This is a genomic window from Bradyrhizobium sp. Arg237L (assembly GCF_029990105.1).
Classification (GTDB): Bacteria; Pseudomonadota; Alphaproteobacteria; order Rhizobiales; family Xanthobacteraceae; genus Bradyrhizobium.
The window spans coordinates 135,075-152,158 of sequence record NZ_JAQMIL010000011.1; the positions used below are offsets into that span (position 1 = coordinate 135,075).

General features: G+C 63.5%; 14 protein-coding genes. 8 read left to right on the forward strand and 6 right to left on the reverse strand.

Going from position 1 to position 17,084, the window contains the following annotated elements; translation table 11 throughout:
* Positions 1 to 49: 49 nt before the first annotated feature.
* The 6 genes from OZ411_RS09495 to OZ411_RS09520 all read right to left on the reverse strand — a co-directional run bounded on the left by OZ411_RS09495 (position 50) and on the right by OZ411_RS09520 (position 9,530).
* Positions 50 to 1,480 (reverse strand): ATP-binding protein, encoded by a 1,431-nt coding sequence (locus OZ411_RS09495; RefSeq protein WP_349016992.1) that lies wholly within the window; start codon positions 1,478 to 1,480, stop codon positions 50 to 52.
* A 22-nt stretch (positions 1,481 to 1,502) separates the two neighbouring features.
* On the reverse strand, positions 1,503 to 2,180 hold the full coding sequence (locus OZ411_RS09500; protein ID WP_130577041.1) for a response regulator transcription factor: 678 nt from the start codon (positions 2,178 to 2,180) through the stop codon (positions 1,503 to 1,505).
* A 250-nt stretch (positions 2,181 to 2,430) separates the two neighbouring features.
* On the reverse strand, positions 2,431 to 3,693 hold the full coding sequence (locus OZ411_RS09505) for an efflux RND transporter periplasmic adaptor subunit (protein WP_282527724.1): 1,263 nt from the start codon (positions 3,691 to 3,693) through the stop codon (positions 2,431 to 2,433).
* On the reverse strand, positions 3,690 to 6,878 hold the full coding sequence (locus OZ411_RS09510; RefSeq protein WP_282527725.1) for an efflux RND transporter permease subunit: 3,189 nt from the start codon (positions 6,876 to 6,878) through the stop codon (positions 3,690 to 3,692). Before OZ411_RS09510 ends, OZ411_RS09505 begins: the two co-directional genes overlap by 4 nt.
* A 199-nt stretch (positions 6,879 to 7,077) precedes the next feature.
* Complete coding sequence (locus OZ411_RS09515) at positions 7,078 to 7,491, reverse strand: DUF305 domain-containing protein (protein ID WP_282527736.1); 414 nt, start codon at positions 7,489 to 7,491, stop codon at positions 7,078 to 7,080.
* A gap of 650 nt (positions 7,492 to 8,141) precedes the next feature.
* Positions 8,142 to 9,530: a PLP-dependent aminotransferase family protein gene (locus tag OZ411_RS09520; protein WP_282527726.1), complete on the reverse strand. Its 1,389-nt coding sequence runs from the start codon at positions 9,528 to 9,530 to the stop codon at positions 8,142 to 8,144.
* 328 nt (positions 9,531 to 9,858) lie between these two features.
* Between OZ411_RS09520 and OZ411_RS09525 the strand changes: the two genes are divergently transcribed.
* From OZ411_RS09525 to OZ411_RS09560, 8 genes are read left to right on the forward strand one after another with little or no spacing between them, the layout of a single operon-like run.
* Positions 9,859 to 10,341 (forward strand): MSMEG_0572/Sll0783 family nitrogen starvation response protein, encoded by a 483-nt coding sequence (locus tag OZ411_RS09525; protein WP_130582573.1) that lies wholly within the window; start codon positions 9,859 to 9,861, stop codon positions 10,339 to 10,341.
* A gap of 34 nt (positions 10,342 to 10,375) precedes the next feature.
* On the forward strand, positions 10,376 to 11,437 hold the full coding sequence (locus OZ411_RS09530; protein ID WP_282527727.1) for a Nit6803 family nitrilase: 1,062 nt from the start codon (positions 10,376 to 10,378) through the stop codon (positions 11,435 to 11,437).
* Entirely contained in the window at positions 11,346 to 12,482 is a 1,137-nt protein-coding gene (locus OZ411_RS09535; RefSeq protein ID WP_349016993.1) for an MSMEG_0568 family radical SAM protein, read from the forward strand. The genes OZ411_RS09530 and OZ411_RS09535 overlap by 92 nt, the downstream gene beginning before the upstream one ends.
* Entirely contained in the window at positions 12,479 to 13,027 is a 549-nt protein-coding gene (locus OZ411_RS09540; RefSeq protein WP_282527728.1) for an MSMEG_0567/Sll0786 family nitrogen starvation N-acetyltransferase, read from the forward strand. Before OZ411_RS09535 ends, OZ411_RS09540 begins: the two co-directional genes overlap by 4 nt.
* Positions 13,028 to 13,029: 2 nt before the next feature.
* Entirely contained in the window at positions 13,030 to 14,025 is a 996-nt protein-coding gene (locus OZ411_RS09545) for a sll0787 family AIR synthase-like protein (protein ID WP_282527729.1), read from the forward strand.
* Entirely contained in the window at positions 14,022 to 15,188 is a 1,167-nt protein-coding gene (locus OZ411_RS09550) for an MSMEG_0565 family glycosyltransferase (RefSeq protein ID WP_282527730.1), read from the forward strand. The genes OZ411_RS09545 and OZ411_RS09550 overlap by 4 nt, the downstream gene beginning before the upstream one ends.
* Positions 15,181 to 15,468, forward strand: coding sequence for an MSMEG_0570 family nitrogen starvation response protein (locus OZ411_RS09555; RefSeq protein ID WP_130582578.1), 288 nt, complete (start codon positions 15,181 to 15,183; stop codon positions 15,466 to 15,468). The genes OZ411_RS09550 and OZ411_RS09555 overlap by 8 nt, the downstream gene beginning before the upstream one ends.
* A gap of 12 nt (positions 15,469 to 15,480) precedes the next feature.
* Positions 15,481 to 16,776 (forward strand): MSMEG_0569 family flavin-dependent oxidoreductase, encoded by a 1,296-nt coding sequence (locus tag OZ411_RS09560; protein WP_282527731.1) that lies wholly within the window; start codon positions 15,481 to 15,483, stop codon positions 16,774 to 16,776.
* Positions 16,777 to 17,084 lie beyond the last annotated feature (308 nt).

Below are 17,084 nucleotides of genomic sequence, written 5' to 3' on the forward strand. Positions count from 1 at the left end.
CCTCCAAACGACACGCTCAATATCGGAGAAAAAGCAGGCTATGCGCAAGTCACACGGACAGGCCGCGGCCCTCCCTCAGCGATTGCGCTTCCGGATCCGGGCAGATGATCTCGACGCGGCATCCCGCGCCCGGGTGGATCGTCAGCCGGAAGCCGTGCAGCTTGACGATCGCAGCCACCAGATTGAGGCCGAGGCCGACGCCAGGCGTGTTGCGCATCTTGTCGGACCGATAGAACCGTCGCAGCACCGCGTCGCGCTCCTCTGCCGTGATCCCGCTGCCGGTATCGACAATGCGGATCACGGTTTCATTGGCGTTGCGCAACAGTTCGATGTCGACCTTGCCGCCTTCCGGCGTGAACTTGATGGCGTTGTCGACGAGATTGGTGACGGCCTCGATCAACAGGTCCCGGTCGCCGCGTACGTTGAGCTCGTGCTCGGCGTGGACAGTCAGCGCGATATTCTTGTTCTCCGCGATCGGCTCGTAGATGTCGCAGACCTCCCGCAACATCTCATGCAGCGGCACGATGCCGAAGCCGGCCGACCGCCGGCTGTTCTCGATCTCGGCAAGCCGCAGCAGCGCGGTGATGATCGTCAGCGACTGATCGATCCCTGCGATCGCCTTGTCCGCGACCGTCTGAAGCTGCTCCAGCGACGTTGCATGGGTGCGGCCGCGCTCGAGCGTCAGTCTTGCGCGCGTCAGCGGCGTCCTGAGATCGTGGGCGATATCGTTGCCGACGCCGGCCAGCGCGTTGATCATCGTTTCCATCTCGTCGAGCATGCCGTTGACGATGACCGCGAGCTTCGAGAACGGCTCGCTGCCCTCGCTATATGGTAGCCGCTCACGCAGATCGCCCGCGATAATGCGCTGAACGCGCTGGTTGACCTCCTCGACCTGCCGCTGCGCCCGCACGCTCAGCCAGGCACCGGCCAGAAGACAGATGATGAATGCCGGCAACAATCCGAACGCGAGCGCTTCGCCGACGACATGGGAGATTTCCTTGGTCTCATCGACATTGCGTGCAATCACCAGGACGTTGCCGTTTGGCATGCGCTTTGCGATGGCGCGAACTGAGTGATCGTGATTCGGCGGGTCCACCTTGGCCGCCGTGACGCTCTGCGCCGGGGCGTCGATCTTGAGACCGGCCGGAAGACGCTCCATGTTGCCGGCCAACCTCCGCCCGTCCGATCCAAACACCCCTGCAAACTGAACGCCGCGCGAATCCTGCCGCAGATGATCTTCGATCGCGTTGAGCTGGCGCTCCATCGGCAGCGTCGCCATGAAGGCGATCTGACGGGTGAGCATGCGGTCGGTCCGCTCGATCAGATAATTGTCGATCTTCACATAGATGAAACCGAACAGCGCGATCATGAAGACGGCAAGGACGCCGGCCACCGCAAGTGCCCAGCGAAAGCTGTTCGACCGAATGAATTGCCACTGGCCCATCGCGTTCGGATGTCTCTGCATGACGTCAACGGCCATCGATCGGAGCCCGCGCAATATCTCAGGAGGCCGCACGAAGAATGAAGCCGGCACCTCGGACATTCTGGATCATCGGAGTCTCGTCCGGCCCGTCCACCTTGTGGCGCAAGCGGCCCATATGCACGTCGACCAGGTTTGTCGCCGGGACGAATTTGTAGTTCCAGACTTCTTCGAGCAGCATGGCGCGCGTCAGCAACTGGTCGCTGCGCCGCATCATGTATTCGAGCAGGCGAAATTCGCGCGGCAACAGATCGATCACCCGCTCGCCGCGCTTGGCGCTGCGCTCGATCAGGTCGAGTTCGAGCTGCCCCACCCGCAGCAAGGTCTCGCGCGATTCCATCGGCCGGCGCAGCAGCGCCTCTATCCGCGCGATCAGTTCCACAACCGCGAAAGGCTTGGTGAGATAATCATCGCCGCCCATGCGCAGGCCCCGCACCCGATCATCCACCGCGCCGAGCGCACTTAGCACCAGCACCGGCGTGCGAACCTGCTCCTTCCGCAAGGTCTCGATCACGCTGAGCCCATCCATTCCGGGCAACAGGCGGTCGACAATCATGGCGTCAGGCCTCAGGTTGCGCGCCTTGTCGAGGCCTTCTCGACCATTGGCCGACCATTCGACCTCGAACCCGCGTTCGGCGAGTTCGGCCGTGATCTCCTCGGCGGTCTCGCCGTCATCTTCGATCAAGAGCACTTTCGTCATCAATCCGTTCTCGACAACCACCATGCCGGAGGCCCAACTGCAAACCGGGCCGCCAGGAACCGGGCGACGCCGCCAGCCCACTTCAAGTCAGGGAGTGCGCCCGCTCAGCGCCGCCTGGTCACCGCCCTGGAGGGCAAGCGCGGTGGGGCCGCTCTTCAACCAACATAGGCTTGGCGGCGGAACCACGCCATTAAATTGCATTTTAGGGAGGGATTTTGCTGCCGATCCGGGCGGACCGGTGGAGAGATTATCAGGAAACAGCCTGGGTCCTGAGAGTCACGCGGTTGCCGTCGGCCAGGTCGACCGACGGATTGAGGATCACTCTGTCGCCCGCCTTGACACCGCTGTTGATCTCCACTTGCTGGCCGAGGTCACGCACGACATTGACCTTGTGCAGGTGCACCACCCCGTTCTCGACCACGGCGACCTGCAGGCCGCCTTGATTGAAGATGATCGCATCCGCAGACACTTTGAAGCTCGGCGTCTTGCGCGGGATGCGCAGTTCAATCGTGCAGTAGATGCCGGGCGTAAGGGCACCGTCCGGGTTCGGGATATCGATCTCGGTCAACAGCGTTCGCGAACCCGGTTGCAGCGCATCGGCGATCCGCGTCACCTTGCCGGGGAAGGTGCGGTCGGGCAGTTCCGGAACGTGCACGATGGCATCGATCCCCGCACGCACTCCGAACGCCGCATCCTGCGGAACAAACACCTGGGTACGGATGACATTGCTCTGCATGATCGTGAACATGAACGTGCCGCTGGTCGCATCCGCCTGCAGCAGGCTGCCGACATCGACATTGCGCTGGGTGATCACCCCGTCAAAGGGGGCAACGACGTGCTGGTAGATCTTCTGCTGATGCAACACTTGCACCTGCGCTTCCTCGGCGACCACATTGGCCTGCGCGACCGAGACCGCGGCCTCCTGCGCCTTCAACGTCTGGGAGTCGATCGTTCCCTGCTGCGCGGTGAGCCAGCCCTTCTCCACCAGCGGCTTATCGCGGTCCCAGGTCACCTTGGCCAGTTCCCTGTTGGCCTGCGCCTGCTGCAGCGCCGACCTGAGCTGCCCGAGCGTCGCCTCGGCCTGCGCGATTTGATGGTCGAGTTCCGGCGCAACGATCTCCGCCAGCAATTGCCCTTCCTTGACATGATCACCGATATCAACCTCGCGCTTGGCGATATAGCCGCTGGCGCGCGCGAAGATGTTGGCCGAGGCAAAAGCCGAGGTGGTTGCCGGCAGGTTCACGACGTCGATCCCGTCGCTGGGCTCGACGGTCGCCACACGAACGCCCGGGACGAGATCGCGACGTTGCTCGGCGGTGGCCATAGTCTGGCGGTACTGTGCGTAGTGGCTCCAGGCTCCGGACGCCAGCGCGACCGCTCCGATCAGCCCCAGGGCCACGCCCGCAGTCCGGCCAATCCAGCGCCTCGAACGGCCATGCCGCACCGGCGCCGGATCGCGCTCACGATCCACTTCGGGCGTCGGCTCAACCTTCAAAGGCCGATTGAAATTCATTCCAGCACCTCGTCGAAAACGCCATGATGTTTCTTGCCGTCGTTACCCTTGCGCAGCATGGCAAACAGATAGGGCACCACCAGCAACGTCGTCGGCGTCGCAAACAGCAAGCCGCCGATCACCGCGCGCGCAAGCGCGGCATTCTGCTCTTCGCCGGCGGCTCCGATCGCCATCGGGATCATGCCCACGATCATTGCGGCCGCGGTCATCAGCACCGGCCGGATTCTGGTATGCCCGGCCTCGATCGCGGCCTCGAAGGCGGTCTTGCCGGCAAGCTGCTGCTCGCGGGCGAAGGTCACCAGCAGGATCGAGTTGGCCGATGCGACGCCCACCGCCATGATCGCTCCCATCAGCGACGGCACGTTGAGGGTGGTGCCGGTCACGAACAGCATGGTCAGGATGCCACAGAGCGTCGCGGGCAAGGCCAGGATGACGACGAACGGATCACCGAAATTCTGATAGTTCACCACCATCAGCATGTAGACAAAGACCGCGGCAAACAGCAGGCCGATGCCGAGATTGATGAACGAGCTGTTCATGCTGTCGATCTGGCCGATCACCTGGATCGAATTGCCGGGCTTGAGCTGCTTCTGCAGATCCCCGACAATATGGCTGATCTGGCTCGCGACGCTGCCGAGGTCACGGCCTTGCGTGCTGGCATAGATCTCGTAGACCGGCTGAATATTGGCCTGGTTGGCGTTGGTCGGGACGCTGCCGCGTCTGAACGTGGCGACGTTGCTGAGCAGGCCGGGCACGGGTGTGTCGGTCAGCGACGCCAGCGACGTCGAAACCGGCGTGTTGCCGAGATCGCTGACGGACGAAATCCTGCTCTCGGGCGTCTGTACTGCAAAGTAGTATGGAATGCCGGAACTGGGGTCGGTCCAGAAGTTCGGCTGCACCTGCTCGGACGAACTCAGGCTGACATTGAGATTGGTAGCGATCGTGTTGGCGTTCAGGCCGAGTTGGGCCGCGCGGGTGCGATCGATATCGGCATAGAACGCGGGCGCGTTCACTTCCTGCTGCAGATGCGCATCCACCACGCCGGGGATATCGGCTAGACGCTGCCGCAGTTCCTGTGCGACACGCAGATTATTGTCCTTGTCGTAGCCGACCGTGCGGACGTCGATCTGCGCCGGCAGTCCGAAATTGAGGATCTGCGTCACGATATCCGCCGCCTGGAAGTAGAACGTGTCCTCCGGGAAGGCCTTGGGCAACTCCTCGCGCAGCTTACGCACATAGTCGGCGGTCGGCGCGTGGCCCTCCTTGAGCGCCACCAGGATCACGCCGTCATTGACGCCGATGGTCGAGCCGTCGCTGAAGGCGAGATTATACGGCCGTGCCGGCAGTCCGATATTATCGACGATCAGCTCGCGCTGATCGGCAGGAATGACTTCGCGGATCTTGTTCTCGACCTGCTGAAAGATACGTTCCGTCCCCTCGATCCTGGTCCCGGCCGGCGCACGGACATGAAGTTGGATCTGTCCGCCATCGATCGCCGGAAAGAAGTCGCGGCCGACCATCGGAAACATCGCGCCGCCCAGCAGCAAGACAAGTCCCATGCCGATCGGGATGATGAAGCGATGCTCCAGCAATCCGGTAAGCCAGCGCGAATAGGCATGGCGTATGGCCTCAAAGCCGCGTTCGAACGCGGCATGGAAGCGGGCGAACAAGCCGGCCGTAACCGCCCCCGGCTCGCCGTGATGTTCGCCCTTAAGCAGAAGGCCGATCACGATCGGCGTCAGCGTTCGGGAAAGCCCGTAGGACGCCAGCATCGCAAACACGACGGCAAGCCCGAGCGGCGTGAACAGGTACTTTGCCGGCCCATCCAGGAACACCACGGAGGTGAAGACGCAGCTAATCGCAAGCGTCGAGACCAAGGTCGGCACGGCAATGCCTGCGGCGCCGTGCAGCGTCGCCTGCGGCAGCGGCATCCCCTCCTCGGTAAGCAGCCGATGGGTGTTCTCGATCGTAACCGTCGAGTCGTCCACGAGAATGCCGACCGCGAGCGCCAGTCCGCCGAGCGTCATCGTGTTCAAGGTTTCGCCGAGGAAATAAAGCACGATCAGCGAAGCCAGGATCGAGAGCGGGATCGAGATCATGACCACCACGGTCGAGCGCCACGATCCAAGGAACAGCAGGATCATCAGCGCCGTCAGCGCCGCGGCGATCGCGCCCTCGCGCAGCACGCCCGTGACCGACTCCTTCACGAACACCGACTGATCGAACAGTTCATTGATCTGCATACCCTGAGGTGCCGCGGCGCGCGCGGTCTGCAACGCCTGGTGCACGGCATTGACCACGGAGAGCGTGGAGGCATTGCCGTTCTTGATGATGCTGAGCAGCACCGAGCGCCGGCCATTCTGCCGCACGACATTCTGCTGCACCAGCCAACCGTCATGCACCTGTCCGACATCCTTGACGAACACCGTCGCGCCGTTCACCACCTTGATCGGAATGTTGTTGAGGTCGTCGATGCTCGGCGGCGTCGCATTGGTGCGGATGGCATATTGCGTCTTGCCGAACTTCGCCGTGCCTGCCGGCAATGTCAGGTTCTGGGTGTTGACGGCGTTCACCACGTCGAGCGGCGTCAATCCCTTGGCGAGCAGCTTTTCCGGATCGATATCGACCATGATCTGGCGGTACTTGCCGCCCGCCGGCGTCGGCAGCGTGATGCCGGGGATCGGCGCCAATTGCTGACGGATACGATAGATGCCGTAGTCGTAGAGCTGCTGCTCACTGAGCGTGTCGGAACTCAGGCTGATCTGCAGCACCGGAACGCTTGAGGCATTGAACTGCACCACCACCGGCGGCTGGATCCCCGGCGGCATCAACGCACGGATCGAGTTGGTCGCGGCTACAATCTGGGAAATCGCGAGGTCGAGATTGACGTCGGGCTGGAAGTAGATCTTCTGCACCGACAGCCCCGCCATGGTCTGGGCTTCGATGTTTCGGATGCCGTTGACGTTGGAGCTGATCGAATACTGGCTGTAGGTGGTGACGCGCTGCTCCATCTCGGGCGTGCTCAGCCCGGTGTAGCTCCAGATCACCGTCACCACGGGGATGTTGATTTCCGGAAAGATGTCCGTCGGCATCTTGTAGCTGACGACGGCACCCAGAAACAGGATCAGCGCAGCGACCACATAGAATGTATGTGGAAACCGCAGAGCGAAGCGAACGATACCCATAATCGGTCCTTAACCGCGCGCCGCCCTGCTGGTCCTCACGCAACCCGGCGGCGCGCCTATTTCAATTGCACCTGCACGACGTGACCGGGCTTGTCCGGGACGCCCTTTGTGATCACCGGATAACGTCGTTGAATTTTGTCTTCGCCATGCCCCATGCGCCGGCGAGATGCGAGAGCCGACATCCTCATTGTTTCGTCCCCTATTGCATATGCATCGTATGGTTGGACATCGCGTCCGGTGAATGCATGGCAGGCATCGTATCCGGCTGCTGCGGCGCAGGCGCAGCACCCGGCTGTGTCGACGCCGCAACCGACGGAGCCAACTCCTCGCCAACGGCAAGCCGCATCGCCACAATCTCCTGCTGCTGGGTCACGACAATCTCCTGCGCGAGACGGCGAAGCTGCTCGTTATGGCCGTAGCGAAGGACGGCCTTCGCCATATCGATCGCGCCTTGATGGTGCGGGACCATCATCGCGACGAAATCACGGTCGACATCGCCGGTCGGCTTGATCGTCATGTCCGCCATCATCTTGTTCATGGCTGCATCGTTTTCTGAAAGGAACGGCTGCTCGTCGGCATAGTCGGGGCGATCAGCCACGTATTGAACCGGCATGGCCCCACGAACGTGATACGCCCTGGTGGGATTCTGGGCCAACACGAACGACGTCGCCGCGACCGAGGCTGTCGTCGCAATTGAGATCACGCGTTTGCGAACGAAAGAACGTGACAGCACAATCATCCATGCCTCCAAGCAAAATCTGCCCCTGCGTGGAGCGACCCACGGCCCGACCTCTTCCGTTTCCGAATACCTCTAGTGGGTAGTTCGCCCGAACAAGCCCAAAGACGTCGCGTCGCCGACGCCATTCAAGGTGGCGGTCGAACATCCCGTTCTCAACTAAAAAACGATTTAGGTTTCGACGGCGCCGATTGGATGTCGGATCGACGCGTTTTGCATCAACAAGCTGCTACGATCAGCCAACATTCAGTGATGGCGCGGATCGCAGCGCTCAAGATCCGGTGAGCTGGCCAGGACTTTTCTCCTCACGCGACGAGGTCGCGTCGAAAATCCCGCGAGCCACTCTTGATCAAGCTATGCGCAGAAGGCCGATCTGTTCATTCAATTGTGACTGCGGACCCTCGCGCCTGTGATGACGAGCGCCCGTCTTCCTATGCGCCAGAACAGGCTGGTCGGACGATCGCACATCGCAGCGCTTGTTGTTTCAGGCTATGCGCGGCAAATTCGTTGCGCTGACTTCAACGACGTCACAGAAACGACGATGCCAGAGCCGGGCTCTCTGCGAGCGCATGCGCGGTATACTCCAGCGCGCTCCTGACCTGCGCTCGATTGACGGGGCCGCCGAGACATATCCTGACTGCCTCGGGCGGCGATCCGTTGACGACGAATGCATCGCTTGCGACAACACCGATGCCGGTCGATCGCATGTGCTCGACGAATGCCGAGCGCGTCCATGGCGCGGGCAGTGGGACCCAGACGTTGAAGCTGAGCAGGTCCCCGCGATAGGAGCCTTTCGGCAATATCTCCGCTGCCAGCCGCTGCCGCGCCGACGTCTCCGTGCGGATGAACCGCAGGATTGTGTCTGCGGTGCCGTCCTCGATCCAGCGCGTCACCAGCGACACCGTGAGCGGCGAGGCCATGACTGTTGCTGCACGAAGCGCGGAGGCGAACGGCCAGGCCGAACGCGTATCGGGGACCACGACATAGGCCGCGCGTAGTCCCGCGCCGATGCATTTTGCAAGGCCCGCGACGTGCCAGGTGAGATCGGGCGCAATCGCGGCAAACGGCGCGTGGCCGTGACCGTGTTCGGGGATGAAGCCATAGGCATCGTCCTCGACGATCGGCAACTTGTAGCGCCGCGCGATTGCGACGATGTCGCGCCGTCGAGAGTCTGGAATCGTCAGCGTCGTCGGATTCTGCAGCGTCGGATTGAGATAGATCGCCTTCGGCTTCAGCTTCTTGCACGCATCGGTCAAGGCCTGCGGCTCGACACCGTCGTCGTCCATCGGCAAGCCGACCAGCGTGATGCCGAGTTGCGCGGCGATCGCGCGTATCCCCGGATAGGTGATGGCCTCGCACAGCACGACCTCGCCGGGCTTTGCGAGGATCGAGAGAATGCCAAGCAACGCCGGGTGCGCGCCAGGCGACACGAAGATACGGCTCTGCGCCGGCACCAGCGCGCGCCGGCCGAGCCAGCTCGACGCCGCATCCTTGTCGGCCTGGGTGCCGCCGAAACCCTGGTAGCGCAACAGCGAGACGACATCGCGTATGATGTAGTCCGCCCCCGCCTGCATCCTGGCGATCAAGTCGAGGTCATCAGGCTCGGGCGGCAGGTTCATCGAGAGGTCAACCGGCCGCGGCGGAAAGGCCTGCGCCGAACGCCGCGGGCGCGGCTTGTCGCGGACGAAAGTTCCCTGCCCGACCTTGGATTCGATCAGCCCGCGCTTCTGCGCCTCGACATAACCGCGCGCCACCGTCGTGAAGTCGATGTCGAGGCGCTTGGCCAGTTTGCGCTGCGGCGGCAATCGGTCGCCGATGACAAGTTTTCCGGCGGCGATATCATCGGCGATGGCGTCGGCAATCGCGAGATAGCGCGGCTTGTCACTGTTGGAGAGGTCGGGTCGCCAGTCGGTCATTTGCGAGATTTAGCACATGAATTCAAAATTGACCGTATATTGTTGCACGTCATCTCGCAATTAGGTCCGAAGCACTGCCATTCTTTCTGCGGCACACGACGAAGGCGCCTGCATAACAATCGAGCGCGTTGCACAGTGCTGAGAGGCAGCTTTTTCTGACGGCAGAGAAACAATCCCTCCAGTCCCGTCAGATATCCAGTCAAGATTGACTGGATACATGACTGTATATTGACTGCTTTGATGATTTATCGTGCAAACAGGCATTTGGCACATCGATTGCAAATCCTGAAATCGATCCGGGAGGCCGGACGAGAGCAGGAGGTGCACAATGCCCGCAGTAACGATGCCCGCTCGCCAGAAAGGCGATTTTCTTGTCGATTATGAGGAGAAGGTTTTCGAGGACGTCAAAGCCAAGCCAGGCGAGAAGGCGCTGGTGACGTTCCACACTGTCGCGTTCGAAGGCTCGATCGGTCTCGTCAACATCCTTCAGGCGCTTCGGTTGAAGCGAAAGGGCTTTGACACCTCGATCCTGCTCTATGGTCCGGGCGTCACGCTCGGCGTCCAGCGCGGCTTTCCGAAGATCGGCGACGAAGCGTTTCCCGGCGCCCAGAACTTCAACAACCAGCTCGCAAAATTCATGGACGAAGGCGGCAACGTCTACGCCTGCCGCTTCGCCTTGCAGGCGCTGTACGGCCATGGCGAGCCGTCGCTGATCCCAGGCATCCGGCCGATCAATCCGCTCGACGTGCTGGATCTGATCCTGATCCACCGCAACGACAACGCCTTCATGCTCCACACCTGGACGCTCTGAGCCGAACCTGCGCGAGCGGACGAGGGAGGAGACAGTGACAGCGAAACGCATCGTCAAGGCTGCAGCCGTCCAGATCGCACCCGATCTGGAGACGCCGAGCGGAACCGTCGATCGGATCCTTGCGGCCATTGCGGAAGCGGCCGGCAAGGGCGTCCAGTTCGCCGTGTTCCCGGAGACGCTGGTTCCCTGGTATCCGTATTTTTCCTTCGTCCGCCCGCCGGTCCTGAGCGGCGCCGAGCATATCCAGCTCTACGACAACGCCGTCGTGGTGCCGGGCCCGGTGACCGACGCCGTCGCGCAAGCCGCCAAGCGCCACGCCATGGTGGTCGTGCTCGGCGTCAACGAGCGCGATCACGGCTCGCTCTATAATGCGCAACTCGTATTCGATGCGACCGGCGCGATCGTGCTGAAGCGCCGCAAGATCACGCCGACCTTCCACGAGCGCATGATCTGGGGCCAGGGCGATGGCGCCGGACTGAAGGTGGTCGATACCGCCGTCGGCCGCATCGGCGCACTCGCCTGCTGGGAACACTACAATCCCCTCGCCCGCTACGCGCTGATGGCGCAGCACGAGGAGATTCACGCCGCGCAATTTCCGGGATCGCTGGTGGGGCAGATCTTCGCCGACCAGATCGAGGTGACGATCCGCCACCATGCGCTCGAAAGCGGATGCTTCGTCGTCAACGCCACGGGCTGGCTCTCCGAGGAGCAGATCGCGAAGATCTCGCCGGACGAAGGCCTGCGCAAGGGCCTGCGCGGCGGCTGCATGACCGCGATCGTCTCGCCCGAAGGCAATCACCTCGTCCCGCCGCTCACCGGCGGCGAAGGAATTCTGGTCGCCGACCTCGATATGGCGCTGATCACCAAGCGCAAGCGGATGATGGACTCGGTCGGCCATTATGCCCGCCCCGAACTCCTGTCGCTTCTGCTCAACGACCAGCCGGCGCGTCCGATGCACGGCCTTCACCCCAATCGACTCATGCCCATTCCGGGAGATGTATCCGATGACACAGCAGATGCCGCACCAGCGCCTCAAGGCGATGCCGACCGAGCAGTTGATCAACGAGTTGCAGTCCTTCGGAGTACGCCTCGCTGATCCCAAGAACGGCGGCATCAGCCGCCGGGGTGGCGCCGGCCCCTCCGACCATACGCCGTTCACCATCGATGGCTCCACCGTGATGGTGCCAGTCCATAATGCGCCGGCGTTCGAGAGCCCGTACCTCGTCGAGCGCCCGGATGCCGCCGGCCGCAGCCGCATCTCGCGCGACGGCATCGTGCTGGCCGACGTCTCGTTCCCGTTGCGGCCGAAATTCTACGAGCTCAGCACCGCCGACGGCATCCCCTATTCCAAGATCGCGACATTGCATGGGCGCGACGTGCTCGCGACCACCGTGCTGCAGACCTGCATCCGCTATCAGAGCCGCACCAAGACCTGCCAGTTCTGCGCGATCGGCCAGTCCCTCGCGGCCGGACGCACGGTCGAGCGCAAGACGCCGGCACAGCTTGCCGAGGTCGCCAAGGCGGCCGTCGAACTCGACGGTATCAGCCACATGGTGATGACCACGGGCACGCCGCGCACCTCCGATCGCGGCGCGGCGATCCTTGCCGAGAGCGCCGCGGCCGTCAAAGCAGCCGTCGACCTGCCGATCCAGGCGCAATGCGAGCCGCCGGACGACTTCGGCTGGTTCGGCCGCATGAAGGACGCCGGCGTCGACGCGCTCGGCATGCATCTGGAAGTCATCGGCCCCGACGTGCGGCAACGGATCATGCCGGGCAAGGCCCAGGTCTCCATCGACGACTATTTCGAAGCCTTCGCGGCGGCGGTGCCGGTGTTCGGCCGCGGCCAGGTCTCGACCTATATCCTCGCCGGTCTCGGCGACAGCCCCGCCAAAATTCTCGCCACCTCGCAGCGACTGGTCGACATCGGCGTCTATCCATTCGTCGTTCCCTTTGTGCCGATCGCCGGCACTCCGCTGGAGAGCCATCCGACACCACCTCCTTCGTTCATGCACGACATCCTGCGGCCGCTTGCGGACATGCTGCGGGACGGTGGCCTGCGCGCTTCCGACATCAAGGCGGGCTGCGGCAAGTGCGGCGCCTGCTCGGCGCTATCGACCTACGAACGGAGGGCCATCGCATGATCTTCGAATCCTTCAAGCCGTTCATAGCGCCGGAATTCCAGGTGAAGTTCGCGACCGAAGCCTGGGAGAAGGCCGCGGCCGCTGCGCTGCGCCGCCAGGTGTTTTGCGAGGAGCAGCACATCTTCGCCGATGATGACCGCGATGCGATCGACGACTTCGCCATTCCGCTCGTGGCGGTGTCGCTGCTTGGTGTCGCAGAGGACGACGTCGTCGGCACCGTGCGTATTCACCCTGATGACCATGAGCCTGATGTCTGGTGGGGATCGCGGCTCGCAGTTGCGAGGAGCTATCGCCGGCTGAGCGCGGTCGGCGCTGGCCTGATCCGGCTTGCGGTGTCGTCGGCACACGCGCGCGGCTGCCGACGCTTCCTCGCCAATGTGCAGAGCCAGAATGCGCTTCTGTTCCAGCACATGCACTGGCGATCGCTCGGCGAGTTCGAAATGCACGGCCGCCCGCATCACCGCATGGAGGCCGATCTCGATCACTATCCGCCATTCCGGACTCCTGAGACCGGCTTCCTCTCGCTGGCGAAACTGGCGGCCTGATCATGCTCTCCGGCGTCGCCATCGATCTGCTTGCGGAACGGCTTCGGCAGAGCCGCGGCATCGCCGCCAAGGCTGACATCGCCGCGGTCGCCGCCGCGCTCGAGCTGCCGGGCGATCAGGCAATCCCGGTGGGCGATGACTGCGCCGCGATCGCGGATGGTGACGGCTACCTCCTGTTTGCCATCGAAGGTTTCATGAACGAATTCGTCGCCGCCGATCCCTGGTTCGCCGGCTGGTGCGGCGCGATGGTCAACATCTCCGATGTCGCGGCGATGGGCGGGCGGCCGACCGCGATCGTCAATGCAATCTGGTCCGACGGCGCGGACAACGCGTCGCCGATCCTTGCCGGATTGAAGGCGGCGGCGAAGGCATTCGGCGTCCCCGTCATCGGCGGCCACACCAATGTCCGCAGCACCCAGAGCCAGTTCGCCGTCGCGATCCTCGGCCGCGCCCGCCGGCTGCTGACGAGCTTCGACGCGAGGCGAGGCGACAAGCTCGTTGCCGCCATCGATCTGCGCGGTCGCTATCGCGAGCCGTTCGCGAACTGGGAAGCGGCAACCGACGCACCGCCGGAACGGCTGCGCGGCGACATCGCGATCCTGCCGTCGCTCGCCGAGTCCGGACTCGTGTGCGCCGCCAAGGACATCAGCCAGGGCGGTATTGTCGGCACCGCCGCGATGCTCGCCGAGTGCTCGCAGGTGGCGCTCGCCCTCGATCTCGACGCGATACCGATTCCGGACGGCGTTCCGCTCGAACGCTGGCTGCAGACCTTTCCGAGCTTCGGCTACCTGCTGTCGGTCAAGCCGGAACATATCGACGAAGCGCTCGCCCGCTTCCGCCACCGCGGCATCGCCGCTGCGTCTGTCGGCGACGTGATGGCCGGAACCACGGTCGACATTCGCGCAGGCTCCGACCGCGCCACGGTGTGGGATTTCGCACGGCAGCCCTTGATCGGCTGCGGCCCCTCCCGGCCTCCCGTCCAGCGGAGCGTCGCATGACCGCTTCATCCGCCCGGCTCCGCATCGCGATCCTGACCCACTCGACCAATGCGCGCGGCGGCGTGGTGCACGCGCTCGAGCTCGCGGATGCCTTGACGAAACTCGGCCATGTCGCCGTCGTGCATGCGCCCGATCGCACCGGCAAGGGCTTCTTCCGTTCCAGCATCGCGCCGACCGTCTCGGTGCCGGCGTCGGCTGTCTCTGATGACGTCACGTCGATGGTGGAAACACGCATCGCGGACTATGTGCGGCATTTCGAGAATCCCGCACATCGCCAATTCGACGTCTACCACGCCCAGGACGGCATCTCCGGCAATGCGCTGGCGACGTTGAAGCAGCGCGGGCTGATCCAGGGTTACGTCCGCACCGTCCATCATGTCGACGACTTCAGCGACGCGCGATTGCGTCAGCTCGACCAGCGCTCGATCGTCCTCGCCGATCAGCTCTTCGTCGTCAGCCGGACGTGGCAGGAGCGGCTGAGGATCGAACTGGCCTGTACGTCGACCTTGGTCGGCAACGGCGTCGACACCAGCCGCTATTCGCCCGCCTCCAATGCCATCGACACCGCACTGCGCGCCCGGCTCGGCCTTCGCAAGGGACCGGTGCTGCTGGCGATCGGAGGCATCGAGCGGCGCAAGAATACCCATGCGATCCTCGATGCCTTCTGTCAGGTCCATGCCGTCCACCGCTCCGCACAGCTCGTGATCGCCGGCGGTGCTTCGCTGCTCGACCATGGCGCCTACCAGCAGCAGTTTCGGCTGCGACTGCAGGATGCCGGCCTGCCGGCAAATGCGGTGATCGAGACCGGGCCGCTGGCCGATGCCGAGATGCCATCGCTCTATCGGCTTTCGGATGCCCTGGTCTTTCCGTCGCTGCGCGAGGGCTTTGGCCTCGTCGTGCTTGAAGCGATGGCGAGCGGCGTTCCCGTGATCGTCTCGCATATCCCGCCTTTCACCGAATATCTCGGCGACGATGACGTCGCCTGGTGCGATCCACATCATGCAGGCGCGATCGCCAATGCCGTCATCAGCGCGCTGTCCGAGCCGCTTCGCTCCCGCCTCGCCGCGAACGGACGTAACGTCGCCGAACGTCACGATTGGAGCCGCACCGCCGAGGCGCACCTTCCGGCCTATCACCGCATGAGCGAGGTGCATTATGCCTGAAATGCGTTTCCATGTGCGCTGGCCGGATGAAAGCATCGAGGCCTGCTATTCGCCGTCGCTCGTGATCAAGGACCATCTCACTGTCGGCACGACCTACCCGCTCGCCGATTTCCGGGAACGCAGCCGCATTGCGCTGACGATCGCAGCGGAGCGCGTCCGCGAGAAATACGGCTTCTTCTGCACGCGCGCCCTCGGCCAGCTTGCCCGGATCGAGGAGAAGGCCAGCCGGTTCGAGGCCACGCCGGGGGCCTCCGTCACCATCGTTTCGTTCGAAGACTAACAGGAGTTCATGATGTCTGATCTCGACTCTTACTACCCGGTCGTCGTGATCGGCGGCGGACAGGCTGGCCTTGCGATGAGCGCGCAACTCAGCCGGCACGATATCGACCACGTGGTGCTGGAGAAGAACAGCATCGCCCATTCCTGGAAGACGCAACGCTGGGACGCGTTCTGCCTGGTGACGCCGAACTGGCAGTGCCAGCTTCCCGGCTTTCCCTATGCCGGCAACGATCCGCACGGCTTCATGCTGCGCGACGAGATCGTCGACTATATCGAGGACTATGCCAGGCACATCGCGGCTCCGGTCCGTGAGGGCGTTGCGGTCGTCAGGCTGAGGCAGGCAGATGGAAGATTCCTGCTCGAGACGACCGCGGGCGAGATCGCCGCTGATGCCGTCGTGCTCGCGGTGAGCGGATATCACGTCCCAAGGATTCCGGAGTTCGCGGAGCGGCTGGACCCGGCCATCACGCAGATCCATTCTTCCGCCTATCGCAATCCGGACCAGTTGCCGCCGGGCGAGATCTTCGTCGTCGGCAGCGGCCAGTCCGGCTGCCAGATTGCCGAGGACCTGCATCTGGCCGGCCGCAAGGTTCATCTCGCGGTGGGCAGTGCGCCGCGCTGTCCTCGCTTCTACCGCGGCCGCGACGCCGTCGACTGGCTTGATGATCTCGGCCAGTACGATCTGCCGGTCGATCAGCATCCGCTGCGGGAGAAGGTTCGCAAGAACGCCAACCACTATCTCACCGGCCGCGACGGTGGCCGCGACATCGACCTGCGCAGGTTTGCGCTCGAAGGCATGAAGCTCTACGGGCGCTTGAAGGACGCGCGCGGCACCACGTTGCGGCTCGGCGATGATCTGAAGACCAACCTCGACAATGCCGATCGGGTCTACAACGGCATCTGCAGCCTGATCGACGATCACATTGCGAGGGGCGGGATCGATGCGCCGCTGACGCCGCACTATGCGCCGGTGTGGTCGCCCGCGGAGACGCCGACGGAGCTCGACCTTGCGGCAGCCGGTATCACCAGCATCATCTGGACCACCGGCTTTCGTTCGGACTGGTCGTGGGTCGATTTGCCGCTGTTCGACGGCGCAAGTTATCCCACCCACAAGCGCGGCATCACCTCGGTCGATGGCGCCTATGTGATCGGATTGCCCTGGCTTTACACCTGGGGTTCGGGCCGGTTCGTCGGCATCGGACGCGACACCGAGTTCGTGGCGGACCACATCGTCGGCCGCCGGAACGCGGTGCAGGAGAATGCAACTCGCGCAGACGGACGCATGCTTGCGCTTGATGCGGCGGGTTAAGCGCCAATCACACCGACGTCGTTCCTGCGAAAGCAGGGACCCATAACCACAGGCGGCTGTTGTGGCGGGAGCAAGCGGTTGCGGCGGAGCATACGACAATGGCCTGTGGTTATGGGTCTCGGGTCAAGCCCGGGACGACGTGGGGTGAGGTTCGGATTCGAATTTCAAACAGCGTGAGGATGTGAGTCCGCGTTCTCGCGGCGCGACGCGCCCGAGGTTTGCGTTCGTTTCACCCTCCTCAATCAGCAGAGGGCGCAGGGAAAGCCGGGTGCCGGTTGCACCCATGGGTCCCGTGCAACAAAAAGCAC

Bases quoted from the DNA above. Each gene is read 5' to 3' on its own strand.
- OZ411_RS09500 (WP_130577041.1), bottom strand. From the start codon at position 2,180: ATGACGAAAGTGCTCTTGATCGAAGATGACGGCGAGACCGCCGAGGAG.
- OZ411_RS09505 (WP_282527724.1), bottom strand. From the start codon at position 3,693: ATGAATTTCAATCGGCCTTTGAAGGTTGAGCCGACGCCCGAAGTGGAT.
- OZ411_RS09495 (WP_349016992.1), bottom strand. From the start codon at position 1,480: ATGGCCGTTGACGTCATGCAGAGACATCCGAACGCGATGGGCCAGTGG.
- OZ411_RS09545 (WP_282527729.1), top strand. From the start codon at position 13,030: ATGCTCTCCGGCGTCGCCATCGATCTGCTTGCGGAACGGCTTCGGCAG.
- OZ411_RS09555 (WP_130582578.1), top strand. From the start codon at position 15,181: ATGCCTGAAATGCGTTTCCATGTGCGCTGGCCGGATGAAAGCATCGAG.
- OZ411_RS09540 (WP_282527728.1), top strand. From the start codon at position 12,479: ATGATCTTCGAATCCTTCAAGCCGTTCATAGCGCCGGAATTCCAGGTG.
- OZ411_RS09525 (WP_130582573.1), top strand. From the start codon at position 9,859: ATGCCCGCAGTAACGATGCCCGCTCGCCAGAAAGGCGATTTTCTTGTC.
- OZ411_RS09515 (WP_282527736.1), bottom strand. From the start codon at position 7,491: ATGCCGGTTCAATACGTGGCTGATCGCCCCGACTATGCCGACGAGCAG.
- OZ411_RS09510 (WP_282527725.1), bottom strand. From the start codon at position 6,878: ATGGGTATCGTTCGCTTCGCTCTGCGGTTTCCACATACATTCTATGTG.
- OZ411_RS09535 (WP_349016993.1), top strand. From the start codon at position 11,346: ATGACACAGCAGATGCCGCACCAGCGCCTCAAGGCGATGCCGACCGAG.
- OZ411_RS09520 (WP_282527726.1), bottom strand. From the start codon at position 9,530: ATGACCGACTGGCGACCCGACCTCTCCAACAGTGACAAGCCGCGCTAT.
- OZ411_RS09550 (WP_282527730.1), top strand. From the start codon at position 14,022: ATGACCGCTTCATCCGCCCGGCTCCGCATCGCGATCCTGACCCACTCG.
- OZ411_RS09560 (WP_282527731.1), top strand. From the start codon at position 15,481: ATGTCTGATCTCGACTCTTACTACCCGGTCGTCGTGATCGGCGGCGGA.